At 58.1% G+C, this 25,525-nt stretch carries 30 protein-coding genes; 12 read left to right on the forward strand and 18 right to left on the reverse strand.

The window, feature by feature from the left end; translation table 11 throughout:
* Position 1: 1 nt before the first annotated feature.
* From G411_RS20590 to flgB, 9 genes are read right to left on the reverse strand one after another with little or no spacing between them, the layout of a single operon-like run.
* Positions 2 to 415 carry a rod-binding protein gene (locus G411_RS20590; RefSeq protein WP_022959834.1) on the reverse strand — a complete coding sequence of 138 codons (414 nt, stop codon included), beginning with the start codon at positions 413 to 415 and terminating at the stop codon, positions 2 to 4.
* Positions 415 to 1,533, reverse strand: coding sequence for a flagellar basal body P-ring protein FlgI (locus G411_RS0113975; RefSeq protein WP_022959835.1), 1,119 nt, complete (start codon positions 1,531 to 1,533; stop codon positions 415 to 417). Before G411_RS0113975 ends, G411_RS20590 begins: the two co-directional genes overlap by 1 nt.
* Before the next feature lie 10 nt (positions 1,534 to 1,543).
* Positions 1,544 to 2,227 carry a flagellar basal body L-ring protein FlgH gene (gene flgH, locus G411_RS0113980; protein ID WP_157581333.1) on the reverse strand — a complete coding sequence of 228 codons (684 nt, stop codon included), beginning with the start codon at positions 2,225 to 2,227 and terminating at the stop codon, positions 1,544 to 1,546.
* Positions 2,228 to 2,240: 13 nt separating this feature from the next.
* On the reverse strand, positions 2,241 to 3,026 hold the full coding sequence (gene flgG, locus G411_RS0113985; RefSeq protein WP_022959837.1) for a flagellar basal-body rod protein FlgG: 786 nt from the start codon (positions 3,024 to 3,026) through the stop codon (positions 2,241 to 2,243).
* A 13-nt stretch (positions 3,027 to 3,039) separates the two neighbouring features.
* Complete coding sequence (locus G411_RS0113990) at positions 3,040 to 3,780, reverse strand: flagellar basal body rod protein FlgF (protein WP_022959838.1); 741 nt, start codon at positions 3,778 to 3,780, stop codon at positions 3,040 to 3,042.
* A gap of 31 nt (positions 3,781 to 3,811) precedes the next feature.
* Positions 3,812 to 5,029: a flagellar hook protein FlgE gene (flgE, locus tag G411_RS0113995; protein ID WP_022959839.1), complete on the reverse strand. Its 1,218-nt coding sequence runs from the start codon at positions 5,027 to 5,029 to the stop codon at positions 3,812 to 3,814.
* A 51-nt stretch (positions 5,030 to 5,080) separates the two neighbouring features.
* Positions 5,081 to 5,767, reverse strand: coding sequence for a flagellar hook assembly protein FlgD (locus G411_RS0114000; protein ID WP_022959840.1), 687 nt, complete (start codon positions 5,765 to 5,767; stop codon positions 5,081 to 5,083).
* A gap of 11 nt (positions 5,768 to 5,778) precedes the next feature.
* Entirely contained in the window at positions 5,779 to 6,180 is a 402-nt protein-coding gene (flgC, locus tag G411_RS0114005; RefSeq protein ID WP_022959841.1) for a flagellar basal body rod protein FlgC, read from the reverse strand.
* A gap of 3 nt (positions 6,181 to 6,183) precedes the next feature.
* The gene (flgB, locus tag G411_RS0114010) at positions 6,184 to 6,588 is read right to left on the reverse strand and encodes a flagellar basal body rod protein FlgB (RefSeq protein WP_022959842.1); all 405 of its coding nucleotides are present in this window, start codon (positions 6,586 to 6,588) and stop codon (positions 6,184 to 6,186) included.
* On the opposite strand from flgB, the gene G411_RS22160 reads away from it, so the two are divergent.
* The 4 genes from G411_RS22160 to G411_RS0114025 all read left to right on the forward strand — a co-directional run bounded on the left by G411_RS22160 (position 6,553) and on the right by G411_RS0114025 (position 8,422).
* Positions 6,553 to 6,873, forward strand: a complete 321-nt coding sequence (locus G411_RS22160; RefSeq protein ID WP_157581335.1) for a hypothetical protein — start codon at positions 6,553 to 6,555, stop codon at positions 6,871 to 6,873. The two genes, flgB and G411_RS22160, sit on opposite strands and share 36 nt — an antisense overlap.
* Positions 6,874 to 6,946: 73 nt before the next feature.
* Positions 6,947 to 7,654 (forward strand): flagellar basal body P-ring formation chaperone FlgA, encoded by a 708-nt coding sequence (gene flgA, locus G411_RS0114015; protein WP_022959843.1) that lies wholly within the window; start codon positions 6,947 to 6,949, stop codon positions 7,652 to 7,654.
* Positions 7,655 to 7,733: 79 nt separating this feature from the next.
* Complete coding sequence (flgM, locus tag G411_RS0114020) at positions 7,734 to 8,027, forward strand: flagellar biosynthesis anti-sigma factor FlgM (RefSeq protein WP_022959844.1); 294 nt, start codon at positions 7,734 to 7,736, stop codon at positions 8,025 to 8,027.
* A gap of 5 nt (positions 8,028 to 8,032) precedes the next feature.
* Positions 8,033 to 8,422, forward strand: coding sequence for a flagellar export chaperone FlgN (locus tag G411_RS0114025; RefSeq protein ID WP_169530711.1), 390 nt, complete (start codon positions 8,033 to 8,035; stop codon positions 8,420 to 8,422).
* Here G411_RS0114025 and dinB read toward each other — a convergent pair.
* Positions 8,419 to 9,465 (reverse strand): DNA polymerase IV, encoded by a 1,047-nt coding sequence (dinB, locus tag G411_RS0114030; RefSeq protein ID WP_022959846.1) that lies wholly within the window; start codon positions 9,463 to 9,465, stop codon positions 8,419 to 8,421. The two genes, G411_RS0114025 and dinB, sit on opposite strands and share 4 nt — an antisense overlap.
* Positions 9,466 to 9,619: 154 nt before the next feature.
* Between dinB and G411_RS0114035 the strand changes: the two genes are divergently transcribed.
* On the forward strand, positions 9,620 to 10,021 hold the full coding sequence (locus G411_RS0114035; protein WP_022959847.1) for a hypothetical protein: 402 nt from the start codon (positions 9,620 to 9,622) through the stop codon (positions 10,019 to 10,021).
* A gap of 10 nt (positions 10,022 to 10,031) precedes the next feature.
* Here the strand turns inward: G411_RS0114035 and G411_RS0114040 are convergent, their stop codons facing one another.
* Complete coding sequence (locus G411_RS0114040) at positions 10,032 to 10,322, reverse strand: DUF1244 domain-containing protein (protein WP_022959848.1); 291 nt, start codon at positions 10,320 to 10,322, stop codon at positions 10,032 to 10,034.
* 115 nt (positions 10,323 to 10,437) lie between these two features.
* Between G411_RS0114040 and G411_RS22365 the strand changes: the two genes are divergently transcribed.
* A complete protein-coding gene (locus G411_RS22365) occupies positions 10,438 to 11,049 on the forward strand; it encodes a hypothetical protein (RefSeq protein WP_022959849.1) in 612 nt (203 codons plus the stop codon).
* Between the two features lie 5 nt (positions 11,050 to 11,054).
* Here G411_RS22365 and G411_RS0114050 read toward each other — a convergent pair whose 3' ends face one another.
* From G411_RS0114050 to G411_RS0114060, 3 genes are all read right to left on the reverse strand, one after another.
* Complete coding sequence (locus G411_RS0114050; RefSeq protein WP_169530713.1) at positions 11,055 to 12,197, reverse strand: helix-turn-helix transcriptional regulator; 1,143 nt, start codon at positions 12,195 to 12,197, stop codon at positions 11,055 to 11,057.
* A gap of 104 nt (positions 12,198 to 12,301) precedes the next feature.
* Positions 12,302 to 13,090, reverse strand: coding sequence for an SDR family oxidoreductase (locus G411_RS0114055; protein WP_022959851.1), 789 nt, complete (start codon positions 13,088 to 13,090; stop codon positions 12,302 to 12,304).
* A gap of 138 nt (positions 13,091 to 13,228) precedes the next feature.
* The gene (locus G411_RS0114060; protein WP_022959852.1) at positions 13,229 to 14,761 is read right to left on the reverse strand and encodes an acyl-CoA synthetase; all 1,533 of its coding nucleotides are present in this window, start codon (positions 14,759 to 14,761) and stop codon (positions 13,229 to 13,231) included.
* Between the two features lie 176 nt (positions 14,762 to 14,937).
* On the opposite strand from G411_RS0114060, the gene G411_RS20595 reads away from it, so the two are divergent.
* The gene (locus G411_RS20595) at positions 14,938 to 15,744 is read left to right on the forward strand and encodes an acyl-CoA thioesterase (RefSeq protein ID WP_022959853.1); all 807 of its coding nucleotides are present in this window, start codon (positions 14,938 to 14,940) and stop codon (positions 15,742 to 15,744) included.
* An 81-nt stretch (positions 15,745 to 15,825) separates the two neighbouring features.
* Here the strand turns inward: G411_RS20595 and G411_RS0114070 are convergent, their stop codons facing one another.
* The 3 genes from G411_RS0114070 to G411_RS0114080 form a co-directional block, all read right to left on the reverse strand.
* Positions 15,826 to 16,266 (reverse strand): hypothetical protein, encoded by a 441-nt coding sequence (locus G411_RS0114070; RefSeq protein WP_022959854.1) that lies wholly within the window; start codon positions 16,264 to 16,266, stop codon positions 15,826 to 15,828.
* A 90-nt stretch (positions 16,267 to 16,356) separates the two neighbouring features.
* A complete protein-coding gene (locus tag G411_RS0114075; protein WP_022959855.1) occupies positions 16,357 to 17,493 on the reverse strand; it encodes an acyl-CoA dehydrogenase family protein in 1,137 nt (378 codons plus the stop codon).
* A 40-nt stretch (positions 17,494 to 17,533) separates the two neighbouring features.
* Positions 17,534 to 18,721 (reverse strand): acyl-CoA dehydrogenase family protein, encoded by a 1,188-nt coding sequence (locus G411_RS0114080; protein ID WP_022959856.1) that lies wholly within the window; start codon positions 18,719 to 18,721, stop codon positions 17,534 to 17,536.
* Positions 18,722 to 19,004: 283 nt separating this feature from the next.
* On the opposite strand from G411_RS0114080, the gene G411_RS0114085 reads away from it, so the two are divergent.
* Positions 19,005 to 19,439: a Zn-ribbon domain-containing OB-fold protein gene (locus G411_RS0114085; protein ID WP_022959857.1), complete on the forward strand. Its 435-nt coding sequence runs from the start codon at positions 19,005 to 19,007 to the stop codon at positions 19,437 to 19,439.
* A 28-nt stretch (positions 19,440 to 19,467) separates the two neighbouring features.
* The gene (locus G411_RS0114090) at positions 19,468 to 20,655 is read left to right on the forward strand and encodes a lipid-transfer protein (protein WP_022959858.1); all 1,188 of its coding nucleotides are present in this window, start codon (positions 19,468 to 19,470) and stop codon (positions 20,653 to 20,655) included.
* Positions 20,656 to 20,738: 83 nt separating this feature from the next.
* On the opposite strand, the gene msrA is transcribed toward G411_RS0114090, so the two are convergent.
* On the reverse strand, positions 20,739 to 21,386 hold the full coding sequence (gene msrA, locus G411_RS0114095; protein WP_022959859.1) for a peptide-methionine (S)-S-oxide reductase MsrA: 648 nt from the start codon (positions 21,384 to 21,386) through the stop codon (positions 20,739 to 20,741).
* Positions 21,387 to 21,590: 204 nt separating this feature from the next.
* Here msrA and speD point away from each other — a divergent pair, with 204 nt between their 5' ends.
* From speD to G411_RS0114110, 3 genes are all read left to right on the forward strand, one after another.
* The gene (gene speD, locus G411_RS0114100) at positions 21,591 to 22,046 is read left to right on the forward strand and encodes an adenosylmethionine decarboxylase (RefSeq protein ID WP_022959860.1); all 456 of its coding nucleotides are present in this window, start codon (positions 21,591 to 21,593) and stop codon (positions 22,044 to 22,046) included.
* Positions 22,039 to 22,890, forward strand: coding sequence for a polyamine aminopropyltransferase (gene speE / locus G411_RS0114105; RefSeq protein WP_022959861.1), 852 nt, complete (start codon positions 22,039 to 22,041; stop codon positions 22,888 to 22,890). The genes speD and speE overlap by 8 nt, the downstream gene beginning before the upstream one ends.
* Positions 22,891 to 23,032: 142 nt before the next feature.
* Complete coding sequence (locus G411_RS0114110) at positions 23,033 to 25,285, forward strand: arginine/lysine/ornithine decarboxylase (protein WP_022959862.1); 2,253 nt, start codon at positions 23,033 to 23,035, stop codon at positions 25,283 to 25,285.
* Positions 25,286 to 25,525: the final 240 nt, after the last annotated feature.

Genomic DNA, 25,525 nt, shown 5'->3' on the forward strand with positions numbered 1-25,525 from the left:
CTCACTCTACAGAATCAGTATCGGCCGCAGGCCGTAAATCTTTAGTCGTACCCATCGTCAGTTGCTGGCGCAGGGCCGCCCCCGACTCGCTCAGTGCGCTGTCATCCGCGCCGCCCTGCCCGGCCGGGCTGAGCTGGCGAACAATGGTATCGGCCAGACCAATACCCCCCTGCGCGGCCAGCGACACCGCCAACTGTTTGTCGTGCATGTCCTGATACATGTCGCGACCACTGTCTTCAAACAGACCGCCATCGGGCACCGCGTCGCGCATGCTTTTCAGCATCATCTGCAAGAAGATGCCCTCGAACTGACGCGCTACCGGCTCAATGGCGTCTTCACTGTTCTGCTGGGCATCGAGCCGCAGCTTCGCCAGCCCGGAGAAATCGTGGTAGTTGGCAGCTTTGCTGACGTCCATCAGATCACCACCAGTTCGGCGCGCAGGGCACCGGCTTGATTGAGCGCTTGCAGAATCGCCACCAGATCACCGGGGGCTGCCCCCACCTGATTGATGGCTTTGACAATCTCTTCCAGCGTCACACCGGCATCGAGCAGGAACATCCGCGAACCGCTCTCGGTCACATCGATACTCGATTCCTGCGCCGCCACCGTCTGTCCTGCCGCAAAGGCATTAGGCTGACTGATATCCACCCGCTCGGTCACCGACACGGTCAGACTGCCATGGGTCACGGCAGTGGGCATCACTCTGACGTTGCCGCCGATCACAATGGTGCCGGTGCGTGAATTGACCACAACCCTTGCGCGCCCTTCAGCGGGCTCAATTTCCAGCTCTTCCAGCATTGAGATAAAGGTCACTCGGCGATCCGCTTGCGGCGGCCCAAGCACTTTCACGCTGGTAGGGTCCATGGCACTGGCGGTGCCGGCACCGAAGAATTCATTAATTTTCTGCGACAGGCGATGCGCAGTGGTGAAGTCGGGAGACTTCAGGTTGAGAATAATCTCGCCGTTGCTGGCCATCGCACTGGGCGCCGCGCGCTCGATAATCGCGCCGTTGGGAATGCGGCCTGCGCTGGGGATATTCACCGTCACCCGCGAGCCATCTTTGCCCTCCACACCCAGACCACTGACCAGCAGGCTGCCCTGAGCGATCGCATAGACCTGTCCATCGGCCCCCATCAGAGGCGCCATCAACAGGCTCCCGCCACGCAGGCTGGCCGCATTACCGATAGATGAGACCGTGACGTCGATCGTCTGGCCGGGCTTGGCAAAGGCCGGCAGACGCGCATGTACGGTCACCGCGGCCACGTTTTTGAGCTGTGGGTTAACGTTATCTGGCACTTTTACGCCAAAGCCGGTGAGCATATTGCGAATACTCTGGATGGTGAACGGCGCCTGACTGGTCTGGTCACCGGTGCCACTGAGGCCGACCACCAGGCCGTAGCCCACGAGCTGGTTGTCGCGTACGCCGGACACATCCACCAAGTCCTTCACCCGGTCGCCCCAGGCCGCCGGTGCCAGCAGTGACAGCGCCAACAGCGCTGCACTCAGAGGTTTACACAGAGAAATTCGCATCATGATGATGTCCTCAGAATGGCGACAGCACAGACTGGAACAGACGTCCCAGCCAGCCCATGCTGTTGGCGTCAGCCAGCGCGCCCTTGCCGCTGTAGGTAATGCGGGCATCGGCGACTTTGTAGGAGGCCACCGAGTTATCGGCGGCAATATCTTCGGGGCGCACAATGCCTTGAATGCGGATAAATTCATCGCCCTGATTGATGGTCACCCATTTCTCGCCACGGACCCGCAAGCTGCCGTTACGCAGCACTTCCGACACGGTCACAGTGATGGAGCCGGTCAGGCTGTTGCTCTGACTGCTGCTGCCCTGCCCGGCAAAATCCTGATCGCTGCTGACGCCGGTATCGAGCACCGGCACGCCATTGTGAGTGACACCCCGCCCCAACAGGGTGACGGTCGGCACCGAGATATTGCTCTCTTTGGCCGTACTGGTATTGGACTGTTTGGTGGCGTCGGTTTTTTCCGACAGGATAATGGTGATCACATCCCCCACCTGCCGCGCGCGGCGGTCGAGGAACAAGCTCATGCCGTAACCGGCCTGATAAATAGAGCCGGGGTTTTCATTCACGCCCACCTGCTGAGGTGGCAACTGTGATTCCCAGGCCTGAGCATCACGCTCTGGGGCCTGCGCGCAGGCTACCAGCCAGGCGCAACACAGCAGGGTCATCAGTAAGCGTATCGGGCGCATCATCATGGCTCTACCCCGGTTACAGGTTGTTATTGACGTACTGCATCATTTGATCGCTGGTGGAGATCGCCTTGGAGTTCATCTCGTAGGCGCGCTGGGTCTCGATCATGTTCACCAGCTCTTCCACCACATTGACGTTGGACGATTCCAGCGAGCCCTGAGTAATGGTGCCCAGACCGCTCAAACCGGGAGTGCCGGTTTGCGGCGCGCCACTGGAGGCCGACTCAATGTAGAGGTTTTCACCCCGCGCCTGCAGACCGGCGGGGTTAATGAAATCGGCCAGTTGGAAGCTGCCTAGCTGTATCACACTGGCATCACCGGCCAGGGTCGCCGAGACCACACCGTCGTTGCCCACAGTAATGCTTTGCGTGCCCTGGGGAACGGTAATCCCCGGCTCCACCACATAACCGCTGTTGGTCACGATCTGGCCCTGATCATCGAGCTGGAAGGAACCGTCGCGGGTGTAGGCCAGCGTGCCGTCAGGCATCTGCACCTGAAAGAAGCCCTTGCCGTTCACCGCCATATCCAGATTACTGTTGGTTTGGGTCATCGTTCCCTGATTGAAAATCTTCTCGGTCGAAACCACCCGCACGCCGGTACCCACCTGCATACCGCTGGGCAGACGCGTTTGCTGGGACGACTGACCACCCACCTGACGGTGGTTCTGGTACAGCAGATCTTCAAAGGAGGCGCGGTCGCGCTTGAACCCGGTGGTATTGGCATTTGCCAGGTTGTTGCTGACTACCTGCATGCGGGTGTTCTGCGCATCCAGTCCGGTTTTTGCTACCCAAAGAGATGAGTTCATGTGCTAATCCTCGTTATTCCACTCGCATCAGGCGCGCGCCGGTTTCCGACACGGTGTTGGCGGTGCTCATCACCTTCACCTGCATTTCGTAACGTCGTGCCAGTTCAATCATGGTGACCATGGCGTCGACCGTATTCACATTGGAGCCTTCCAGATTGCCAGAGCGCACCCGCACATCGGCATCAGCGGGCGGCGTGGCGCCGTCTACAGTGCGAATCAGCCCGTCCTCCCCCTTGCGCAGCTGCGCGGGGTCGGCACTGACCAGGCGAATGCGATCCACAATAATTGACGACTCTGGTCCCAGCCCTTTCGGAACCACGGACACCGTGCCATCGCTACCGATCGTCAGGCTGTCATGCTCGGGAACCGCCAGCGGACCACCGTCGCCCATCACCGGCTGTCCGGCACCGTTGATCAATTGTCCGTCGGCCGTCAGGTGCAGGTCGCCGCGGCGGCTCAGGGCTTCACCGCCCTGAGCGTCCTGCACCACAAACCAGCCCTCTCCCTGAATCGCCACGTCCAGCGAACGACCGGTGCTCATAATGCTGCCCTCGCTGAAATCACTCAGCTTGGCATCAAGCACGGCATTCACCCGCGTGGCCTGCCCCGGCCCTTCGATGGGCTGAGACATCAGGGCGTGGAAGTCGGCACGAAAACCCGCCGTGCTCGCGTTTGCCAGATTATTGGCATTCGCGGTCTGTGCCATCTCGGTGTGCTTCGCAGCGGTCATGCCGAGATACAGTAAGCGGTCCATAGTTGCCTCCTTCCTATCTGCCAGTCAGTGCTTAGCGGATATTGATGATGGCCTGGGTCACCGCATCAGCGGTGGAGATCATCTGTGTGTTTGCCTGGAAGTTACGCTGCGCGGTGATCATTTCCACCAGCTGCTCAGTCAGATCGACGTTAGAGCTTTCCAGCGCACCCGCCTGCAACAGGCCGAAGTTAGAGCTTCCGGGCTCGCCCACACGCGGGCTGCCAGAGCTGAAGGTCTCAGCCCATGAGGTATCACCCTGTTGCTGCAGGCCGTTGGGGTTGGAGAAGTTGGCCAGCGCCACCTTACCCAGCTCGGCTGACTGGCCGTTGGTAAAGCGTGCCGACACGACGCCGGAGGCATCCACTTCAATACCCGTCAGTCGACCGGTAGTGAAACCGTCCTGCTGCAGGGTATTCACCCCGAACTCATTGCCGTATTGGGTCGAGTTGTTGTAATCAAAGGTCAACTGAATGTCCGCAGAGCCGGTCGTGGTCGCATAGGCCGGATAGCCGACTGCGCCGGAGGCCGGGCTCACCAGTTCCCCGGTATCGCTGAACGTCAGAGTGTTGGCACCACCCACCGCGTTATCATCCACGTACAGATGTTGCTGCCAGGTATTGGCGGCCGCATCTTTCACGAAGTACAGGGTGGCGGTGTGAGAGGTACCCAGCGAGTCGTAAACCGTCATCGAGGTGGCGTGGTTGTAGCTGGTCGCCACGGAAGGATCAAACGGTGTCGACGTCGGCAGCGGCGCATCGCCGGGCAGGTTCACACCGATATCCGCCTTGGTGCTGGCTTTGGGCGCATTCTCGGTAATCTGAAGTTGCAGATCCGTCATTGAGCCGGTCGCAAAAGAGCCATTTGACGTCGGCGGAAACACCTGCAGGCGCTCATTGTTGTTGTTCACCACATAGCCCTCGCGGTCAACACTGAACGCGCCGGAGCGAGTGTAGGTCACACCACTGTTGCCCTTCATGGTGAAGAAGCCCTCGCCACTGATCGCCAGGTCGAGGTTGTTGTCGGTAAAGTCGATATTGCCCTGGGAGAACTGCTGAACGATGGTGTTCAGGCGCACCCCGGCACCCGGCGTGGTTTTGGTCACGTCGTTGTTGGCGGTGGCATAGACATCCGCAAACGACGCGCGCGAGCTTTTAAACCCCGTGGTGTTAACGTTGGCAATATTGTGAGCGGTCACATCCAGATGCGACGACGCGGCGTTCAATCCACTCAATGCAATTTTAAAGCTCATCGTATTACTCCTGCTGCGATCTTTCGCGGGCTAGTACCGGCGCCGTGGCGCTCAGCGAATTTGTTGTACCTCAGACAGCGCGAAGCTGCCCAAACCATCAATATTCAATGCGGGAACGCCATAGGCCAGGCTCACGCTTTCCACCGGACTGCGGACTTGCGTCGCTATTGCCTCGACCGAGCCGCCGTTCATGAACTGGGCTCGAATCTCGTAGTTACCGGGCGGCAGACGCTCGCCATTCAAACCTTCACCGTTCCATTCAAACTCGACATCACCGGCGGACTGGGGACCCAGCGCTAGCTTCGCCAGCACTTCTCCAGAGGGTGCCAGCACCTCGACATCAACCGCCGACGTGCTGCTGGGAAGGGTGAGACGACCGCTGACCCCACCCTCGTCGGGCAACACCACCACGTCGGAATCAACCAGCACGTCTTTGCCGATCAGCGACGAGGCATCCAGCATTTGCGTGCTGTACATCGAGCTGGTCAGCGCGGCCAGATTGCTGTTCATTTCACTGATGCCGCTCACCGAGGTGAGCTGCGCCATCTGGCTGATGAACTGGGTGTTGTCGGTGGGATTGAAGGGGTCCTGATTCTGCAGCTGTTCCATCATCAGCTTGAGGAAATCATCCTGCCCCAGCGAGCTGGCGTCGGAACGAGTGTTACTGTTGCTGCTGTAGGCCGTGGTGCTGGTGCCATTCGCCTGCAGGCTTGCCAGGGCATTGTTACTTAAGGTCATCGCAATAACTCCTACTCTTTGCCAAGCTGCAATGCCCGCAGCGTCAGGGTCTTAACCGTTGAAAACACTTCGGCATTGTTCTGGTAGGAGCGCGATGCCGACATCATGTTCGCCATCTCCTCTACCGTATTCACGTTTGAGCCGTAGACATAACCATCGGCATCGGCCAGCGGATTACCGGGCTCGTAGCGCTTGGGAATGGCCGCATCGCTCTCCACAATGCCTGCCACTTCAACCCCCGCTGCATTGCGTTGGGCATCAAGCACGGTGGAAAACACCGTCTGCCGCGCGCGGTAAGCTTGGTCGGCACTGCTGGCAATCGTGTCGGCATTCGCGAGATTGCTGGCCGTGGTATTGAGCCGCAGCATCTGGGCATTCATTGCCCGCGCAGCAACATCCAGCGGATTAGCCATGGCTTACTGCCCTCCCGACAACACCGACTTCATGCCGGCAAAACGACTGCTGAGAAAACTCATGGTGGCTTGATAGCGCAGGGTGTTATCGGCAAAGGCGGTTTGCTCGACACTTTCCTCTACGGTATTACCATCCAGGGACGGCTGCTGCGGGACCCGGTACATCACCTCGGCCGTGCCGCTACCCGCCGTCGCGCTGTTGGCAATATGGGCGCCATTACTCAGACTCAGCGACAACTGTTGCCCCGCACTGACCTCGCCCATTGCCTGTTTGAAATCGATATCCCTTGCCTTGTATCCGGGGGTATCCGCATTGGCGATATTGTTGGCCAGCAACTCCATGCGCTGCTGGCGCAGCATCAGCGCTTGCTGATGAACACCGAGAGCTTTGTCGAAATTGATTGCCATATTTATTTACCGTTTCCTGCTAAAGGTTTTCGCGTTGTGGCCGTTAGATGTGTAGAGAATGTTTCTAACGACACGCCTTATCTCCGCTTTGCCCTTCCCAACGCAAACGCCGTGCCATATTTTTTTATTGTTATTTTTCAAATAGATAAAGAAAAACGACACTGCCAGCGCCAGATTTCCGGCAAGGCTTTGCCGCCTTTTCCGAAAGGAACCGGCAAGACTTTGGCAGCGACCGGCAATCGCGTTTTCTCACCACTGGCACGCCCCTTGCTCAATCCCTGTTAGAAGACGGTCTGACGCCAATTTTTTGGCGGGCACCACAGGCGGGAAACGAAGCAGAGAATAAGGAGGGCAGACGATGGCGACATGGCATAAAGCAGTGCTGATGCTGTGCACTGCCCTGCTTATTGGTCCGCCGGTATCGGCGAGCACCAGCAGCATCGAGTCAGCGCAACGGATCAGCGATACCGCCCGACAGTACATTGCCAAGCGCCATCCCTGGCAGTCGCAAACCACCCGCGTCAGTGTCGGCAAGCTGGACCCGCGGACTCGTCTGCCGCGATGCAGTCAGGCACTGGAAGCTTTTTTACCGCCAGGCGCCCAGATTCGCCGACGTACCACCGTCGGGGTTCGCTGCAGTGGCCAACAGCCGTGGAAAATCTACCTGCCGGTTACCGTCGCGGCCTATGCCAAGGTCATGGTGAGCAAACGCCCCATCGCGCCCGGTGAGACTGTCACGCCCGCGGATGTAAGCTGGGTGGAGCGGGAAGTATCGACGCTCTCTTACGGCTACCTGCGCTCGCTGCAGCAGCCGGGTGGCATGCGCAGCCGACGCAGCATTGCTCAAGGTGCCGTGATTACCGCCAATATGCTGGAAGCCGGTACGCTGATCAGCAAAGGCCAGCAGGTCACTTTGCGCAGCGACAGCGGAGCGATTTCGGTCAGCATGCGTGGCCTGGCACTGGAAGACGGCGCCGTGGGCTCGCTGATCAACGTCCGAAACGTGAGCTCGGGCAAGCAGCTGGAAGGCCGTGTGGAAAACGCCAACACGGTAATACTGAAATAGTTCTAAAGTTTTTTCGATCGCTGCCGTTAGAGAGGTAAGGCAGCGTCAACGCCACAGACAGAAAGGATGAGGAATCAACATGGTCGAACGCATTAATGGCAGCCCGGTAGGCCAGCCGCGTCGGATCGACAGCGGCAATGCCAGCCAGAAAGCCGAAGACAGCAAAGACGTCACGACGTCGGCGAACCTTGCCTCAAGCGCTGAAACCAGCCTGCTGGAACGCGCCCGTGCGGGCATTGAAGCCAGCGACGGCGTGGATCGCCAGAAGGTCGAAGCGATTAAAACCGCGATTCGCAACGGTGAATTCAGCATCGATGCCGATCAGGTCGCCCGCGCCTTTATTGACCTGGAACTGCAAACCAACCCGGCGTAATGGTGATGAGCGATCTTCAACAGGAACTGCTCAGTCACAGCCAGCGCTTTGAAGCCCTGCTGCAGGAAGAGCTGGACACCCTGCGTAATGGCGGCGATGCCGATCGCCTGCGCGAACTGGCAGAGCAAAAGATGGATTGCAGCCAGAGTCTGGAGAACCTCGACCGCTATCGTCGCCAACAGCCAGACAGCCCCGCGCCCGACAGCGAGGTACTGGAGAGCCTGCGACGCTGCCGCGATCTGAATGAACGCATCGGGCATTTGCTGGAGCGGCGGGCAGACTACAATGAACAGGCCATGCAGGTTCTCGGTCTCAGTACCGTTCCACTGCGGACCTACGACGCCGAAGGACGTCGCGGCGCCAATGCGTACAGCCGCAACCTCGGCGAGGCTTAGAACAGACTCAGCTGACTGGCCTCATCCTCCTCCGCAAACCTTACACCGACCCCCATTAATCGCACCGGGCTTTCGAGTCTCGCCCAAGCTTCCTGCATCAGCGGCGCGTAACAGGCCGTGTCCAGCCCCTGTGGCAAGCGCCGATCGACCGTGGTAATGCGAAACTCCCGGCTTTTCATTTTCACGAAAGCACCGACTATCGGCAGTCCCGTCACCTGACCCAGCCGTTTCTGGAGTTCCTCGATCAACTGCACCAGCGCCGCATCGGCCTCGGCCCCCGGCACCACATCAGTGGCAAAGGTACGCTCGACACTCAGTGACTTGCGACGGCGTTCAGGCTTAACCTGGCGCTGATCCTCTCCGCGCGCGTAGCCATAAAGCTGGCGCCCAAAACGCCCGAAGCGTTCTACCAATGCCAGCTCCGACCACGCCTGTAACTGCTCACAGCTTTCGATACCAAGTGCCGACATTTTGGCGGCCATGACTTTACCCACACCGTGGATTTTGGACACCGGCAAATCGCGAACAAACGCCGCGACCTGGTCGGGCCGAATCACCGTCAGACCATCGGGTTTCTGCCAGTCACTGGCAATTTTGGCGAGAAACTTGTTCGGCGCCACACCGGCGGAAATGCCAATGCCCACTTCGGTTTTCACCTCGTGGCGGATCGCTTCGGCGATACGGCTGGCACTGCCCTGAAAATGCGGTGACTCACTCACGTCCAGGTAGGCTTCATCCAGCGACAAGGGTTCAATGCAATCGCTGTAGCGCTCAAAAATCTCCCGTACCTGCATGGCTACCGCTTTGTACTTCGCCATGTTCGGCGGCATCAAAATCAAATCGGGGCAACGCTGCACAGCAATTGCCGTGGGCAAGGCCGAGTGCACACCATAGGCGCGGGCTTCATAGTTACAGGTTGCGATCACCCCTCGACGCGAGGACGCCCCGCCGATTGCCAGTGGCCGACCACGCAGCGATGGGTCATCCCGCATCTCAACCGAGGCGTAGAAACAGTCGCAATCACAATGAATGATTTTTCGCATGAAGAGGAACGCAAGCCAGCGGCGCCGAACCACGCCAAACCCGATACTGTATAAACATACAGAAATTACCTGAAGCGGACGGCATTGTCACGCCCGCAACTCCGGTATACTGTGCGCCCTTAACATCAATGGCAGTAGTAAAGGACATCACTGAATGAGTATTGGCAGCTGGACACCCGAAACCGAAAAAGCCGCGATCAGTATCGACAAGGCTTGGTTGAAGCGTTGTATCACGCTTAGCGACGAAGCCTCGTTGTCAGCACTCCCTGCTCCGTTTACCGATGAAGAGCTGCAACGTTACAGCCCGGTCATGCGGCTGACTCTCGCGCCCTGGCAGGAAGCCGTTGCTGATTTGAGTAACGACGAACTCATTGCACTCATTCGCTTTTTCACCGTTGCTGAAGAACGTATCAGCGGCTGGGATGCCGGTGCGGAATCCCCCGCCATCTGGATCAATAAAGTGCTGCGTCAACGTGGCGAAAAACTGTCGGTAGAGACGCTTCGCTGGATTCGCGCCAACAGCAGCAACCGCTTTATTCCCAACGGCGGATTATAGTCGTCGTTTATCAGGTATTTTTATTATTGAAGGCGGCCAGTTGCTCAGCGCTGGCCTCACGCTGATACTTATCTTTCCACTCGCCGTAGGGCACGCCATAGACCCGCTCACGGGCGGCATCGTAGTCAACACTCTCACCCATCTCCTCAGCGGCGGCAACATACCACTTCGACAGGCAGTTGCGGCAGAAGCCCGCCAGGTTCATCAGCTCGATATTCTGCACGTCTTTGCGACTGTCGAGATGCTCTAGCAGACGTCTGAAAACAGCGGCTTCAATCGCATCAGTTCGTGTTTTTTCCATAACAATGTCTCTTCTTGTGCTCAGTTTGTGTTCATTATCAGAAAATTTGCTATGTTAAGCCAACGAACAGACTTCCTGCTCGCGAAGCCCTAACCCAATAAATGGAGTCATTAGCATGGCTAAACAGAAACTGGACCCTGTAGCACTCATCAGTAAAGAGATCGAATCTCTCGAAAGCAAAGTGGAAAAACTGCGTGACCGGCTTATCAGCGATGCAGAGAAAGCGATGGATCGCGCGAAAGCCCAGGCTGAAAAAGCCAAGGTCAAAATGAAGGCAGAGCAGGACAAACTGCGCGAGCTTCAGCAAAAGGCCAAGAGCAATATGGACAAAACGGTTGAGCGTCAGCTTGAGCGTGCACACAAGGCGATTGATGCCGCCAAGGAACTGGAAGTCGATGCCAAGGCGCTGGTCATTATGGCCCGCGACCAGATCAAAGAACTGAAGTCGGATTATCAGCGTGCTCGCGCCATGGCGAAGGCCGCGCATACTGCCGCTAAAGATTTCGACAAGAAAAACCCCGCGCCGAAGAAGGCTCCCGCAAAGAAAGCCGCGGTGAAGAAGGCACCAGCCAAAAAAGCCCCCGCCAAGAAAGCACCGGCTAAAAAGGCTCCCGCAAAGAAAGCGGCAGTGAAGAAAGCACCGGCTAAAAAAGCCCCCGCCAAGAAAGCGGCAGCCAAAAAAGCGCCGGCTAAAGCTGCGGCGCCCTCACCGAGCAACGGTAGCTGATCACCCTACTCGTCGCTGGCCGGTGACCCGGCCAGCGTCACCACACTGTTCAATATCAACTGAATCAGCTGCGTCTGTCTGGCCACTCCCGTTTTGGAGAACACCGAGCTCAGGTGCGACTTGGCCGTATTCCTGGAAATATTCAGACTCTCCGACGCTTCATCCAGGCTCTGCCCGTTAACCAGACGAATAGCCAATTTGGATTCCGCCGGCGTCAAACCGAACAGCGCAATCAACACATCACTGGGTGCCTGACGCGGCGCCATGGGGTCACTGATAAATACCGCGACGGCCGGACTGGGTTCACTGCCGTGATCGCTTAACGGCAATGGCCGCAACAGCAGACTCAGGCCGCTGATCGCATTCGCCGCAGCGCTAATACGAAAGGCGCGAACACAACCCGCTTCACGATGATGGTGAGCGTCGATCACCTCGGCCAGTAATTCACGGAATGCCTGCTGCTCACGAGCATCGCTGAACTTGAGGCGCTGTCCCAGCGACGATTGCACGCTGTGCTGTTCCAGCAGGCGCGCCGCAATAGGGTTGCCCTGAATGACACGCCCCTCGGCATCCAGAGTGAGTACACCAACAGACAGGCTGTCGATCGTGTCCGCATAAAAGGCTCGCTCACTTTCGCTTTCCCGCAAGCGTGAATAGATTTCCACGGCTTGCTTAATATGCGGCAGCACCGACTTACAGAGTTGCTTTTCCCGCTCGCCGAAATCGTCCCGGCTCGCCGGGCGCGTCACCCTCAAGCGGGCCAGCAAGCGATTGCCATCCCACAAGTCCGCGCCGAGAATATGCCGCACATTGGCAGGTTGAATGTAGTTGCGGTAGTACTCGCTGGCCTCAAATTCGGCCGACGATACATACTCCGCCACGGTCACAACTTCCCCATCCGGCAGGTTCACAAAGGGGTCTAGCGCAAAATAGGTTTCGTTGTAGGCGTGGTAGATTTCAGGCGACACAACCAGCGCATTGAGGATCACACCGGGGTCGTGCTCATTGGGGGGTCTCAGCAGCAAGGTCGCGTAATTGCCGCCCAGCAGATCGCGCAGCTGATCGAGAAAACGCTGCCATGGCGGCGTCTCCAGCGTACCGCCATACAGCGCGTAGAGCAGCGCATCCATACGCGGTGGAACTGACATATCTGTCGACATAGCAAACCGGGACCGTTGTGAAGCACCAGCCCCGATTCTAATGGCTGAGTAGCGTGAATTCACCTCTGCACTGCTAATTCGTCTGCCGCGACTTAATGCGGCAGATATTCACCACCGTTCACATCCAGTGCCGCGCCGGTAACGGCATGAGCATAGTCGGAGCCAAGAAAAATGGCCGCTTTGGCACAGTCAGCATCGTCGGGAATCCGGCGCAGCGGGATATTGGCCGCCACCGCCGCCTTTTGTTGTTCTACCGTCGGGCCGCCCGCCTCTTCGGCCATTTTGAAGTAGCCCTCGACAGACGGCCCCCACATCCACCCCATAAACGCGGAGTTAACGCGAATATTGTCGGGCCCCAGCTCCAGAGCCAGGTGCGAAGTCGCATTGGCCAATGCCGCTTTCGACGCGCCATAACCCGCCTGGCTGGGCATCGGTTTGCGGGTGACCATGGTGTTGATCATGACAACCGCACCACCGCCCTGCTTTCTCATATGGGGCACGGCTTCCAGTGTCAGCCCCATGGTGCCAAAGAAATTGACATCCATCGCTTCCCGCCAGCTGCCCAGATCAGCCTCGGCAATGGGCGTAAACGCGCCGGGAACATAGGCGCTGTTGAACAGTACATCGATACGACCGAAACGCTCGACGGTGGCAGCAACCAGTGCAGCACACTGCTCGCGGCTGCTGATATCTGTCGGCACCTTCAGCAACTCATTGCTCAGCCCGGCCTCCCGAATCAGCTTTTCTGCATCATCGAGCTTCGCTGGCGTGCGCGCGCACATGGCAACTTTGGCTCCCTGACGAGCCGCTTCCAGAGCGAGTTCCTGCCCCAGTCCAGGACCGATTCCCGATACAATGACCACTTTATCTTTCAGCAACATCTGACTTTCCTGTTATTTTTCTGCGGTGTAAGAGATGGAAGAAAGACTATCCGACGACTGCCCCGGCAGCACCACCCGTTCGGGTGGCGGACAGCGAGCCGCCCGCCGCGGTTCATTAAGCCAACCGCCCCCTGGCCTTCAAGCGTAGCGCTGGCGATACTTTTCCTGCAGCGGCTTTTTATACATCTTGCCGTTGTCCTTTCTCGGCAGACGTTTTTCTACATAGAACGCTTTGGGGCATTTCACCGACGACATACGTTCGTGGCACCAGCGATTGAGACGCTCACAGAGATCGCCCTCATCCACACTGTCTGATGCGGGCTGAACCACTGCCACCACGCGCTGCCCGAATTCCTCATCGGGCAGACCGAAGACCGCCACATCCGCAAGTTCAGGATGGGCTATCAACAGGCTTTCTATTTCCTGCGGGTAGATATTTACGCCACCGGAAATCACCATGAAATCCTTGCGATCAGCGAGATAGAGAAAGCCCTCATCATCGACATACCCCATATCGCCCACTGTGGCCCAGCCTGCAGGGTGATGAGCCCCGGCCGTTTTCTCCGGTTCGTTGTGGTACTCGAAGCCTGCGAAGCCGGAAAAGTAGATCATGCCGGTTTCGCCCTGAGGTAACTCCTCGCCGTCATCATCGACGATGTGCAGGTCTCCCATTAACGGCAGTCCCACCGATCCCGGATGCGATAACCACTGGGTGCTGTTAATGGCCGTCATCCCAATACCTTCGCTGGCGGCGTAGTACTCATTGATGATCGGTCCCCACCAGGCAATCATCTCGCGCTTAACCGACGTGGGACAGGGTGCCGCCGCATGCGTTGCCACTTTCAGGCTGCCCAGGTCATACGCCTCTCGGACATTCTGAGGCAGCTTCAGCAGGCGAACAAACATGATCGGCACCCACTGGCTGCAGGTCACTCGGTAGCGCTCAATAGCCGCCAGCGAACGCTCGGGGTCAAAGCCATCCATAATCACCACCGTGCCCCCCAGCGCCATCGCTGCCATGGCACTGTGCATGGGCGCGGCGTGGTACAGCGGTGCCGGAGTGAGGTAGACAGAATCCGCCTCGATACCCAGAAACGCGGCTATGCCCATAAGCAGTGGCGACAGTTCGTCAAAGGCCAGCTCCGGGCGGTTGGGCTTGATGCCTTTAGGTTTGCCGGTAGTCCCGGAGGAATAGAGCATGGGGATACCGGCTAGCTGCCGCGCCATCGGCGTGCCGGGTTGAGCCGCCATAGCAGCGTCGAGACTTTCAAAGTCATCGGTCTGCCCCTCGCTGACATACCAATGTTCAACAGGCAGCGCCTGGCGATCCAACTGACGGGCAATATGAAGGTAACGCGGCGAACTGATAAACAACTTCGCCCCGGAGTTCTCCAGAATATAGGCCACCTCATCTGCAAGCAGATGACTGTGCAAGGGTGTAAACACCAAGCCACAACGTTGCGCCGCCCAGGCAATTTCAATAAACCGTAGACAGTTTTCCAACTGGAAGGCAATGTGGTCGCCAGCGCTCAGGCCACATTGATAAAAGTGTCTCGCCAACTGGTTTGACGCCGCATCCAGCTGTGCATAGGTGAGCGATTCACCACTGTCAGCGAGGATACAAGCGGCTTTGTCGGGGGTCGATTGGGCATGGTGGTGAGGATGCAGCACAGTAATACTCCCGTGTGATTATTATTGTTGCCCACAAGACGCCGGGCGTGTCATCGACAATAAGCGCTTCCTCCCCGCGCATCAAGATTGCGATGACGACATTCCAAGACGGGCGTTGTTAGCAGCGAACACATTAACCTATACTGCAAAAATTGAATCGACTACGAGGACAGACGATGAGTGCATTCTCCGCGCTGATGCAAACGGTAACCGCCGAGGGTGAGGGACAATTCAAGGCGTCGATCACCGACAGCTGGCTACAGGGAAGAACCGCCTTCGGAGGGCTTAGCACCGCACTGGTCACGGCGGCCATGCGCCAGCAGGTCGCCTCAGAACGCCGCTTGCGCGCATTGTCTGTCAGCTTCGTCGGCCCGGCGCCGGCCGGTGACCATCAGGTATTGCTGAGACCGCTGCGCGAAGGCGGTTCCGTAACGCATATTCAAGGCGAACTGCAATGCGACGGCGAGGTCGCCACGATGGTAACGGCCGCCTACGGCAAGGATCGCGCCTCGGCCATCGTCACCCCCTCAGCCCCTCGCCCGGCAAATATCACATCGCCGGAAGACAGCGAGTCGATGCCGTATATCGAAGGCATTACCCCAGCATTTACCCAGCATTTTGATATGCGTCTCGCCAGCGGCTCACTGCCCTTCAGCGGCGCTGACTCGGCAGACTTTGCCATGTGGCTCGCCTACAAGGACGCCACAGTCATGGATGAAAACGCCATGATCGGCCTCGCCGATGCTCCGCCAATGCCCGGACTGAATCAGGTCAAAGGACTCGGTGTGGGCAGTTCATTAAGCTGGTATCTGGAGTTTCCGGAGCTGTCTGCCGATGCGCAGCACAGCGAAGGTTTGTGGTATCTGGATTATCGCTGCCAGGCGGGCAGCAAGGGTTACTTCAGCAACTACGCCACCATCTATGCGCCCAACGGCGAAGCCGCAATGTTCAGCCGGCAGGTCGCCACGGTGTTCGAAAAATAGTGTACGAGAAATCAAGCGCCCAATAAAAAACGCCCCTTCCGGGGCGTTTTTTATTGGCTATCGCGATCAGCGCATCAGCAATCAGGGCCGACTCTCCTGAACACTGCCCGCGGGTACATCTTTGAAGTACAAACGGAACGGCAAGCTTTTCTGGTTACCCAGATAGATATAAAAACCGTAGCGGTCGTTGGCGTAGTCTTTAACAAACTCGTAGCGCGGTTTCACAACCGGGGCATCCGGCTCGACTCGCGGCGCCGTTACGAGGACTTCCTCAATTTCCCGCGCCGGGGTATCGCCATCGGCTGGCAGTGATACCAGCACACGGTATTCCCCGTTGCCATGCGGCTCCACCGACTCAACACGTGCACCGGACACGCTATCGACAAAACCTTCACGGCTCTCGATGACGCCACTTTCCATCACATACAGCGGCTTGGGCGCGGGTGCTTGGGGCTGCTGCGCACAGGCGCTAAGCAGAACGGCTGCTGCAACAGACAGCAGGGAAGAACGTCGTAGAGACATGGGCGTATCCTTTACCTGTGTTTACTGCGATGCATGCTACCACCTGACCGCCACAATAGCAGCCAGGTGATGCCGCGAAAGCACAGCGACTCAGGCGCAGAAGGCCTCGCCAGCCGCTATTTTTTCGCCCAGCGCAGCCAGGTTGCGAGCGGAACCGCCCAGCATCATCTCGTTGTGACGCAGCCAGGTGCAGTAACGCCACAGTGGGTAATCACGATCAATACCGGTGCCGCCATGGAGGTGCTGCGCCGCATAGCTGACACGGTGGCCCACGTCACCGGCCCAGACTTTGGCGATCTGCACTTCCACAGACGACTCCACACCGTCGTCAAGACGGCTGATCGCCTGATAGCAGTTCAGACGCAGACATTCCACATCGATAAAACAGTTTGCCGCGCGGTGACCCACCGCCTGAAACGTGGCGATCGGCACACCGAACTGCTGACGCTCCGCCGTGTAGGAAGCCGTCATGCGCATGGCCTTGTCCGCCGCACCGAGCTGATGAGCACACAGTGCTGCCGTCGTCGTTTCGCTGAGCTGCTTGAGCAAGGCTGCGGCCTGATCACCGCTTGCCAGCACATTGTCGCTACTCACGCTCACGTCGTTTAAGGTCAGACGATATTGAGGCTCGTAGGTGCTGACTTCCATCGCCTCGAGGCTCAACCCCGGCATCCCGGCTTGCAGCAATACCACCACGGGTCCCGCTTCGCCCGCCGCGGCCAACAGAATGTGGTCGGCCTGTTCAGCAAACGGTACGCAGAGCTTTTCACCGCTGATTTGTACCCCCTCTGCCGACGCCTGTGCACGGCACAACAGCGGCTGAGTCGGGTCTTCATTATTCGCTTCCATCAGAGCTGCCGTCAGCAGAACGTCTCCACTGACCGCGCCGGGCAGCAGTCGCGCCTTCTGCTCATCGCTGCCGAATTGCTGAATGGGCAGTGCCGCTGATATGCAGTGGGAAATATAGGGCAGCGGTGCGATATTGCGCCCCACTTCTTCCGCGATCAGGCCTGCCTCAAAAAAGCCAAAACCCATCCCGCCATACTGTTCGTCAATCGCCACTCCCAGCAAGCCAGCCTGGGCAATCTGCGCCCAGAGTTCGCGATCAAAACGCGGGGCCTGGTAGCGGTCATATTGCGCGAGTTTTTCCGGGGTCACCTGCTCGCCGAGAATTTCCCGTGCCAGGTTCTGTACATCGCGCTGCTGTTCTGAAAATCCGAAGTCCATAGCTGTTCTCTCTCAAAGTCGTTTACGGGGTCTGTTGCGCTCAGCGCGATGCACGTGGCATCCACAGACCAGCAGCCGAAATAATGTCGCGTTGAATTTCGTTGGTACCGCCACCAAAGGTGATGATGGACGCCGTACGATAAAGCCGCTCGATGCGCGCCGCATGGGGATCTGCCCCCGGCGTACGACGGTTGATCATGGACGCCTGGCCAATGATCTCCCCCAGCAGTCGATACACTTCAATAAAGAATTCAGAACCGTAAACCTTGGCGGCAGAAGCATCGGCCATTTCCAGCTGCCCCTCAGACATCGCCCAGGCCTGCTTGTAGCAAACCAGCTTCAACGCCTCGATACCCGCACGGACTTTGGCCAGATTCATTTGAATCCAGGGTTGATCAACCAGTTTGCCGCCTGTCGGCGCATCAGTCTTGCTGGCCCAGCGCACGACGTTATTAAACAGTTCTGCGGTAGGGCCGAAGTTCACCAGACTCAGGCGCTCGCGATTAAGCTGGCTGGTAATCAGCTTCCAGCCGCCATTCAACTCACCGACCAGTGCATCGTCACCGACCCGGATGTTGTCGTAGAAGGTGGCATTGGTCCGCACACCGCCAAGCGTAATCACCGGGCTGCAGGACCAGCCGGGATCACTGGTCGGCACCATGAACATGGAAATGCCTTTGTGGGGCTTGGGGGCATCGGGGTCAGTGCGACAGGCCAGCCACACGTAGTCGCAGAAATGCGCCAGACTGGTCCACATTTTCTGGCCGTTAATCAGCCAGCCATCACCCTCTCGAACGGCCGTCGTCTTCAGGCTCGCCAGATCGGTGCCCGACCCCGGCTCTGAATAGCCGATAGCAATCAGGCACTCGCCCGCCAGAATCTTCGGCACGATTTCGCGCTTCTGCCACTCGTTGCCATGCTCGGCCAGCATCGGGCCGACAGATTCGGTAGTCAGGAAGGGGAAGGGATAGCCCGCACGCATAACTTCTTCCACAAAGATGAACTGCTCAATCGGGCTCAGTCCACGGCCACCCAATTCCTTGGGCCAACCCACACCAATCCAACCATCGCGCCCCATCTGCTTGAGCGCCTCGCGCCACAGGGGACCGCCGCCCTCGCCCATATTTTCATCGCACTCAGCCTTGAGCTCTGGCGTCATCAACGCCTCGAAGTAGGCGCGAAGTTCCTTGCGCAGCGCGTTCTGCTCGGCGCTAAACTCAACTTTCATTATTGTCGTCCTCGTGATCGCAAGCGGTTGCGTGGTTGGGCACCATCGATAGTGCCCGTTTTTGACATGTCGTCATCATAAATTCCCCCGGTGCACCAGCAATTGCAAAAGTTCTCATTGCGATGACATATGCGGTCATCACTGGTCACTGAGCCGATACGCGAGCGGCAACGCAGCTCCACCATTCAGACGATAGCTGTGCCACAGGCGCCCTGAGATCATTGGCGGCTGTTTTTTCTCTCACTCAGTGGTGCCCTCAGGCATCCTCAAGCGGAGACTCGGCATGAGTGACAAAGCTGTACAGGCGGCGATTGAGGGCTGGTATACCCTCGACACCGACACCCCTCACCTGATCGGCGCCCAATGCGATGCCTGTGGCACCTATTATTTCCCCAAGAAGCTCAGCTTCTGCCGCAACCCGAATTGCGACGGGGAGAGTTTCACCGAAGTGGAACTGAGCCGCAGCGGCAAGATCTGGTCCTACACTAACGCCTGCTACAAACCCCCGGCGCCCTTCGTGGCAGAAGAGCCGTTCGAGCCTTACGCGATTGCTGCGGTAGAGCTGGAAAAAGAGCAGATGATTATTCTCGGCCAGGTTGTTAAAGGCGTGGGTACTGAGTCGCTGAAAGTCGGTCAGGAGGTCGAGCTGGTTCTCGAGCCCCTGTTCGAAGATGACGAGTCGGTAAAAATTACCTGGAAGTGGAAGCCGCAGGGCTGAGACCGCCGCGCAAGAATTGGAGAAAGCAATGAGTAACGATATCGCGATCCTCGGCGTCGGCATGCACCCCTGGGGTAAGTGGGGCCGAAACTTTACTGAATACGGCGTACACGCCGCCCGCGCCGCACTTAAAGATGCCGGCATTCCCTGGCAGGACGTGCAGTACGTGTCCGGTGCCGCCACCATGCGCTGCGGCTATCCCGGCTATGTCGCCGGGGCGACCTTTGCCCAGGCCCTCGGCTGGCAGGGCGCACAAGTGAATACATCTTATGCCGCCTGCGCCTCCGGCTCACAAGCACTGGCAGCGGCCCAAGCCAAGATTCTGGCAGGCGAGTGTGAAGTCGCACTGGTCGTCGGCGCCGACACCACCCCCAAGGGTTTCCTCGCCCCTGCTGGCGGCTACCGCCCCGACGACCCGGACTGGGTACGCTTTTACCTCGGTATCACCAACCCGACCTATTTCGCACTGTATGCCCGTCGCCGCATCGACTTGTACGGCGATACCGAGGAAGACTTCGGCCTGGTCAAAATCAAGAACAGCGAGCACGGGTTCACCAACCCGAATGCACGCTATAAAAAGAAATTCACCATGGAAGACGTTAAAAACTCCGCCATGGTGGCCGACCCACTGCGCCTGTTGAATATCTGCGCGACCTCCGATGGCGGCGCGGCGATGATCGTATCGAGCATGGATTACGCCAAGCGCATCGGCAAAGGGGATGCGGTGCGTGTCGCCGCGGTCTCTACCGTGACCCCGACCTTTGCCAGTGCCGTGGTGGAAATGCCCGACATTGCCACCGATTCTGCGGCCGCCGCCGGTGTTGAAGCACATCGCTTCCGCGCCGCCCTGCCCGCCAAAGCCTATGAGCAGGCGGGCATCGGCCCCGAAGACGTCAGCGTGGCCGAGGTGTACGACCTGTCATCGGCGCTGGAAATGGACTGGTACGAAGACCTGCAGTTCTGCGCCCGCGGTGAAGCCGCGCAGTTGGTCCGCAATGGCGACACCAAACTCGGTGGCCGCCTGCCAGTGAATCCCTCCGGCGGTCTCGCCTGTTTCGGTGAAGCGGTTCCGGCCCAAGCACTGGCCCAGGTTTGCGAACTGACCTGGCAGCTGCGCGGCCAGGCTGGCGAGCGTCAGGTAGACGGCGCCAAGGTCGGCATTACCGCCAACCAGGGCCTGTTCGGCCACGGCTCATCAGTGATCGTGAAAAAATAAGCCCGACACTGACAGGAAAACAAAAGGGGCCGTTATGGCCCCTTTTTTATACGCGCAGATATCCACTTAACTCCCCTATCCACTTAACTCCCCGAGCACAGAACCCCGGTTCCTCCCAGCCCACAGTAGCCGCCGGGATTCTTATCCAGATACTGCTGATGATAAGGCTCGGCATAATAGAACGGCCCGGCGGGCTGAATCTCGGTGGTAATTGTTCCCAAGCCAGCCTTACTCAGCGCCGCCTGATACTGGTCGCGGCTCTGCTCGGCCTGCGCCTGCTGAGCGGCGGAAAAGGTATAAATGCCAGAGCGATACTGGGTACCGACATCGTTGCCCTGGCGCATCCCCTGTGTCGGATCGTGACTCTCCCAGAAACAGCGCAGCAGCGCATCGAGTTCGATGTCCGCAGGCCGATATACCACCAGCACCACTTCGTTGTGTCCGGTCATCCCCGAACAAACTTCCTCATATAGCGGGTTGGGCGTGTGTCCGGCACTGTAGCCAACTGCCGTGGTGTAGACGCCCGGCAACTGCCAGAATTTGCGTTCGGCTCCCCAAAAGCAGCCCAAGCCCACAATGAGCTGCTCACAGTCTTCCGGCCAGGGGCCGAGCAATGGCGTGCCCAGCACCGTATGCGTCTCCGGCACCGTCATGGTCGCATCTCGTCCGGGCAAAGCCTGTTCTGCGCTGGGAATAACGGCAGGCTTACGAAGGCGGTCAAAGAGGTTCATGGCGGCGCTCCTGTTGTGGTTGGCGAGACAACTGCTACTATGCCCTGATTCACCGCTCAGGTGCCAGTGCCGCAAAGCTATACGCGGCGCGGTATTCGCGGCGATTTCGCAGCATAAAAAATCACTGGGATTTTTTATTGCTATTTGCCGACAAACACGTTTAAATCGCCGCCTCTTTTAACCCTCGCGGAGGATTTATGCTAGATGAAAAGCTTGGATCTTATGCCCTCTCTGGAGGCTGGCGCTGCCAAAACTAATCCGATCACTTCTTCGGACGAAAATCTCGATCATTTCATCGTGCGCGACGGCGTCGCCTACGCTGGCACGCATCTGATCATCGACCTCTGGGGTGCTTCTCACCTCGACGATATCCCCCGCATGGAAAAAGCCTTTCTGGACTGCGTGAAAGAATGTGGCGCTACCCTGCTGCATATTCACATGCACCACTTCACCCCCAATGGCGGCGTCTCCGGTGTCGCGGTTCTGGCTGAGTCCCATATCAGTGTCCACACCTGGCCCGAACGTGATTACGCCGCTTTCGACGTTTTCATGTGCGGCGATGCCAAGCCTGAATTGGCGGTCGGCATCCTGCAAAAGGCCTTCAACCCCTCGCGCATCGAAGTTGGCGAAAATCTGCGCGGGAGAATGGACGATGTCTGAGTGGTTTGACGAAACCCTCCACAGTGGTTATCACCAGGGCTTCCGCGTGAAGGAAGTCCTGTTTGAAAGCAAAACCGAACACCAGCACCTGGTCATTTTTGAGTCTGTCGACTTCGGCCGAGTCATGGCGCTGGACGGTGTGATTCAAACCACTGAACGCGATGAGTTCGTCTACCACGAAATGCTCGCCCACGTGCCGCTGTTTGCCCACGGCGCCGCCAAAGACGTGCTGATTATCGGTGGCGGCGATGGCGGCCTGCTGCGCGAAGTGCTGCACCACCCCGAAGTAGAGCGCGCGGTTCAAGTGGAAATCGATCAGGCGGTTATCGACATGTGCGTCGAGTATCTGCCCCGCCATTCCAATGGCGCCTACGAGAACCCCAAAGCGGAAATCGTCATCGGCGATGGCATCGACTACGTGCGCAACTGCGATCGTCAGTTCGATGTGATTCTGTCGGACAGCACCGACCCCATCGGTCCCGGCGAAGTCTTGTTCACCTCACCGTTCTATGAAGGCATCAAGCGCTGCCTGAAGCCCGGTGGCGTCTTCGCTGCACAAAATGGCGTCGCCTTCATGCAGCCAGACGAAGTCAGCACGACGCACAAGCGCCTGTCGCCACTGTTTGACGACTGCCACTTCTATGCAGCGGCAGTGCCCACCTACGTCGGCGGCATCATGACCTTTGCCTGGGCCAGCGACAATGCCGCGCTGCGCAGCGTTCCCGCAGAGACCATTGCGCAGCGGGTCAAAGACAGCGGCATCAAAACCCGCTACTACACCCCCGCATTGCACAGCGGCAGCTTTGCTCTTCCCCAGTACATCCTCGATACGCTGAGCGAGTAAGCCTCCCTGAACACAGCTCTGCGCAATCTGCGAAGGCGTGCCCAAGCCGGCACGCCTGAACTCACATTTTTCATCTGTTTACGCTAGGCTAGGACCACGTCACCTAGGGCATCCTTATTTTATTTCGAGTGAGCATTTCGCCATGAAATTTCGTTTTCCCGTTGTGGTTATCGATGAAGACTTCCGCTCCGAAAACATCTCCGGCTCAGGCATTCGCGATCTGGCCGACGCCATTGGTCGCGAGGGCATGGAAGTTGTCGGCTTTACCAGCTACGGCGACCTGACTGCCTTCGCGCAGCAGGCAAGCCGGGCCTCCTGTTTTATCGTTTCCATCGATGACGAAGAATTTGGCGACGGCAGTGATGATGGCGCCAGTCAATCCCTGGAAGCCATTCAGGATTTTCTGCAAGCCGTAAGGCAACGCAACACCGATATTCCGGTCTTCCTGTACGGCGAAACCCGCACCTCGCGCCATATCCCCAACGAAATTCTGCGGGAGCTGCACGGCTTCATTCACATGTTCGAGGACACGCCGGAGTTTGTGGCGCGCCATATCATCCGCGAAGCCAACAAATACCTGGAATCGCTCGCACCGCCGTTTTTCGACGCCCTGATGAACTACGCCAGCGACAGCTCCTACAGCTGGCACTGCCCCGGCCATTCCGGCGGTGTCGCGTTTCTGAAAAGCCCGGTGGGGCAAATGTTCCACCAGTTTTTTGGCGAGAACATGTTGCGCGCCGACGTCTGCAACGCCGTCGAGGAACTGGGCCAACTGCTGGACCACACCGGCCCGGTCAGCGCCAGTGAGCACAATGCCGCACGCATCTTTGGCTGCGACCACCTGTTCTTTGTCACCAACGGCACCTCCACCTCAAACAAGGTCGTGTGGCACTCCGTGGTCGCGCCGGGCGATATCGTGGTGGTCGACCGCAACTGCCATAAGTCGATATTGCACAGCATCATCATGACCGGCGCGATTCCGGTCTTCCTGACACCTACGCGCAACCACTACGGCATTATCGGACCGATTCCCAAAAGCGAATTCGATCCCGAGTCAATCCGCCGAAAAATCGAGAACCACCCCTTTGCCCGGCATGCCGAAGAGAAGAAGCCGCGTATTCTGACCATCACCCAGAGTACCTACGACGGCATTGTGTACAACGTCGAGGAAATCAAGAGCATCCTCAACGCCAGTATCGACACCCTGCATTTTGACGAAGCCTGGCTGCCCCACGCGGCCTTCCACCCCTTCTACAAAAACATGCACGCCATCGCCAGCGACCGCCCTCGCGCCGATGACACACTGGTATTTGCCACACAGTCCACCCACAAGCTGCTGGCCGGACTGTCTCAGGCCTCACAGATTCTGGTGCAGAACGCCAACAACCGCGAGCTGGACACGCACCGCTTTAACGAGTCCTACCTGATGCACTCGTCGACCAGCCCGCAGTACGCCATCATTGCTTCCTGTGACGTCGCGGCGGCGATGATGGAGCCTCCGGGCGGCGCAGCACTGGTCGAAGAATCCATCATGGAAGCGATCGACTTCCGCCGTGCCATGCGCAAGGTCGATGCCGACCATGGCGACGATTGGTGGTTCAAGGTATGGGGACCGGAAGAGCTCGCCGAAGAAGGTATGGGCGAACGCGATGACTGGGTGATTCACTCCGATGACCGCTGGCACGGCTTTGGCGATATTGACTCGGGCTTCAATATGCTCGACCCGATCAAGGCGACGATTATTACCCCCGGACTGGATGTCGACGGCAATTTCGACGAAGCCGGTATCCCCGCATCCATCGTCAGCAAGTACCTCGCCGAGCACGGCATCATCATTGAGAAGACAGGGCTCTACTCCTTCTTCATCATGTTTACCATCGGCATTACCAAAGGCCGCTGGAACTCCATGGTGACCGAGCTGCAGCAGTTCAAAGATGACTACGACAACAACCTGCCCCTGTGGCGGGTCATGCCGGAGTTTGCCCGCAAGCACCCGCAATATGACAAAGTTGGGCTGCGCGATCTGTGCAATGGCATCCACAGCGTTTATAAAGAGTACGATCTGGCGCGCATCACCACCGAGATGTATCTCTCAGACATCGAGCCTGCGATGATTCCCGCCGATGCCTGGGCAAAAATGGCACACCGAAAAATCGAGCGGGTGCCCATTGATGAACTGGAAGGCCGCACCACCGCAATGCTGGTTACGCCCTATCCGCCCGGTATTCCACTGCTGATTCCCGGTGAGCGATTCAACGCCACCATCGTGCGCTACCTGCAATTTGTCAGGGACTTCAACGAACGCTTCCCCGGCTTTGAAACAGACTGTCACGGTCTGGTGAAAGAAAACGTCGACGGCCGCGACGAGTATTTCGTTGACGCCGTCATTGACTAGCTCCTATCAGCCCCGGAGACATCCGGGGCGCCTCCCTTCAGCAACACCGCCTACCCGAACTAACAAACTGCCTATGTGAGCATGATCACAGTTCGAGGGTTCTCGATCTGTGCAAAATCACTATGTCACATTAAGTAACACGCAAGTAGGTATTTTTCACAGCAAGGCTTCCTTTTCTTGCGGGATGTACTTATAACGCTCAGTAATATTCGCGGTGCAGCAGGCGCGTCGCTCAGTGAG

It is taken from the genome of Spongiibacter tropicus DSM 19543, from assembly GCF_000420325.1.
Taxonomy (GTDB): Bacteria; Pseudomonadota; Gammaproteobacteria; order Pseudomonadales; family Spongiibacteraceae; genus Spongiibacter; species Spongiibacter tropicus.

Bases quoted from the DNA above. Each gene is read 5' to 3' on its own strand.
- G411_RS20590 (WP_022959834.1), bottom strand. From the start codon at position 415: ATGGACGTCAGCAAAGCTGCCAACTACCACGATTTCTCCGGGCTGGCG.
- G411_RS0113975 (WP_022959835.1), bottom strand. From the start codon at position 1,533: ATGATGCGAATTTCTCTGTGTAAACCTCTGAGTGCAGCGCTGTTGGCG.
- flgH (WP_157581333.1), bottom strand. From the start codon at position 2,227: ATGATGATGCGCCCGATACGCTTACTGATGACCCTGCTGTGTTGCGCC.
- flgG (WP_022959837.1), bottom strand. From the start codon at position 3,026: ATGAACTCATCTCTTTGGGTAGCAAAAACCGGACTGGATGCGCAGAAC.
- G411_RS0113990 (WP_022959838.1), bottom strand. From the start codon at position 3,780: ATGGACCGCTTACTGTATCTCGGCATGACCGCTGCGAAGCACACCGAG.
- flgE (WP_022959839.1), bottom strand. From the start codon at position 5,029: ATGAGCTTTAAAATTGCATTGAGTGGATTGAACGCCGCGTCGTCGCAT.
- G411_RS0114000 (WP_022959840.1), bottom strand. From the start codon at position 5,767: ATGACCTTAAGTAACAATGCCCTGGCAAGCCTGCAGGCGAATGGCACC.
- flgC (WP_022959841.1), bottom strand. From the start codon at position 6,180: ATGGCTAATCCGCTGGATGTTGCTGCGCGGGCAATGAATGCCCAGATG.
- G411_RS22160 (WP_157581335.1), top strand. From the start codon at position 6,553: ATGAACACCGAGAGCTTTGTCGAAATTGATTGCCATATTTATTTACCG.
- flgB (WP_022959842.1), bottom strand. From the start codon at position 6,588: ATGGCAATCAATTTCGACAAAGCTCTCGGTGTTCATCAGCAAGCGCTG.
- flgA (WP_022959843.1), top strand. From the start codon at position 6,947: ATGGCGACATGGCATAAAGCAGTGCTGATGCTGTGCACTGCCCTGCTT.
- flgM (WP_022959844.1), top strand. From the start codon at position 7,734: ATGGTCGAACGCATTAATGGCAGCCCGGTAGGCCAGCCGCGTCGGATC.
- G411_RS0114025 (WP_169530711.1), top strand. From the start codon at position 8,033: ATGAGCGATCTTCAACAGGAACTGCTCAGTCACAGCCAGCGCTTTGAA.
- dinB (WP_022959846.1), bottom strand. From the start codon at position 9,465: ATGCGAAAAATCATTCATTGTGATTGCGACTGTTTCTACGCCTCGGTT.
- G411_RS0114035 (WP_022959847.1), top strand. From the start codon at position 9,620: ATGAGTATTGGCAGCTGGACACCCGAAACCGAAAAAGCCGCGATCAGT.
- G411_RS0114040 (WP_022959848.1), bottom strand. From the start codon at position 10,322: ATGGAAAAAACACGAACTGATGCGATTGAAGCCGCTGTTTTCAGACGT.
- G411_RS22365 (WP_022959849.1), top strand. From the start codon at position 10,438: ATGGCTAAACAGAAACTGGACCCTGTAGCACTCATCAGTAAAGAGATC.
- G411_RS0114050 (WP_169530713.1), bottom strand. From the start codon at position 12,197: ATGTCAGTTCCACCGCGTATGGATGCGCTGCTCTACGCGCTGTATGGC.
- G411_RS0114055 (WP_022959851.1), bottom strand. From the start codon at position 13,090: ATGTTGCTGAAAGATAAAGTGGTCATTGTATCGGGAATCGGTCCTGGA.
- G411_RS20595 (WP_022959853.1), top strand. From the start codon at position 14,938: ATGAGTGCATTCTCCGCGCTGATGCAAACGGTAACCGCCGAGGGTGAG.
- G411_RS0114070 (WP_022959854.1), bottom strand. From the start codon at position 16,266: ATGTCTCTACGACGTTCTTCCCTGCTGTCTGTTGCAGCAGCCGTTCTG.
- G411_RS0114075 (WP_022959855.1), bottom strand. From the start codon at position 17,493: ATGGACTTCGGATTTTCAGAACAGCAGCGCGATGTACAGAACCTGGCA.
- G411_RS0114080 (WP_022959856.1), bottom strand. From the start codon at position 18,721: ATGAAAGTTGAGTTTAGCGCCGAGCAGAACGCGCTGCGCAAGGAACTT.
- G411_RS0114085 (WP_022959857.1), top strand. From the start codon at position 19,005: ATGAGTGACAAAGCTGTACAGGCGGCGATTGAGGGCTGGTATACCCTC.
- G411_RS0114090 (WP_022959858.1), top strand. From the start codon at position 19,468: ATGAGTAACGATATCGCGATCCTCGGCGTCGGCATGCACCCCTGGGGT.
- msrA (WP_022959859.1), bottom strand. From the start codon at position 21,386: ATGAACCTCTTTGACCGCCTTCGTAAGCCTGCCGTTATTCCCAGCGCA.
- speD (WP_022959860.1), top strand. From the start codon at position 21,591: ATGAAAAGCTTGGATCTTATGCCCTCTCTGGAGGCTGGCGCTGCCAAA.
- speE (WP_022959861.1), top strand. From the start codon at position 22,039: ATGTCTGAGTGGTTTGACGAAACCCTCCACAGTGGTTATCACCAGGGC.
- G411_RS0114110 (WP_022959862.1), top strand. From the start codon at position 23,033: ATGAAATTTCGTTTTCCCGTTGTGGTTATCGATGAAGACTTCCGCTCC.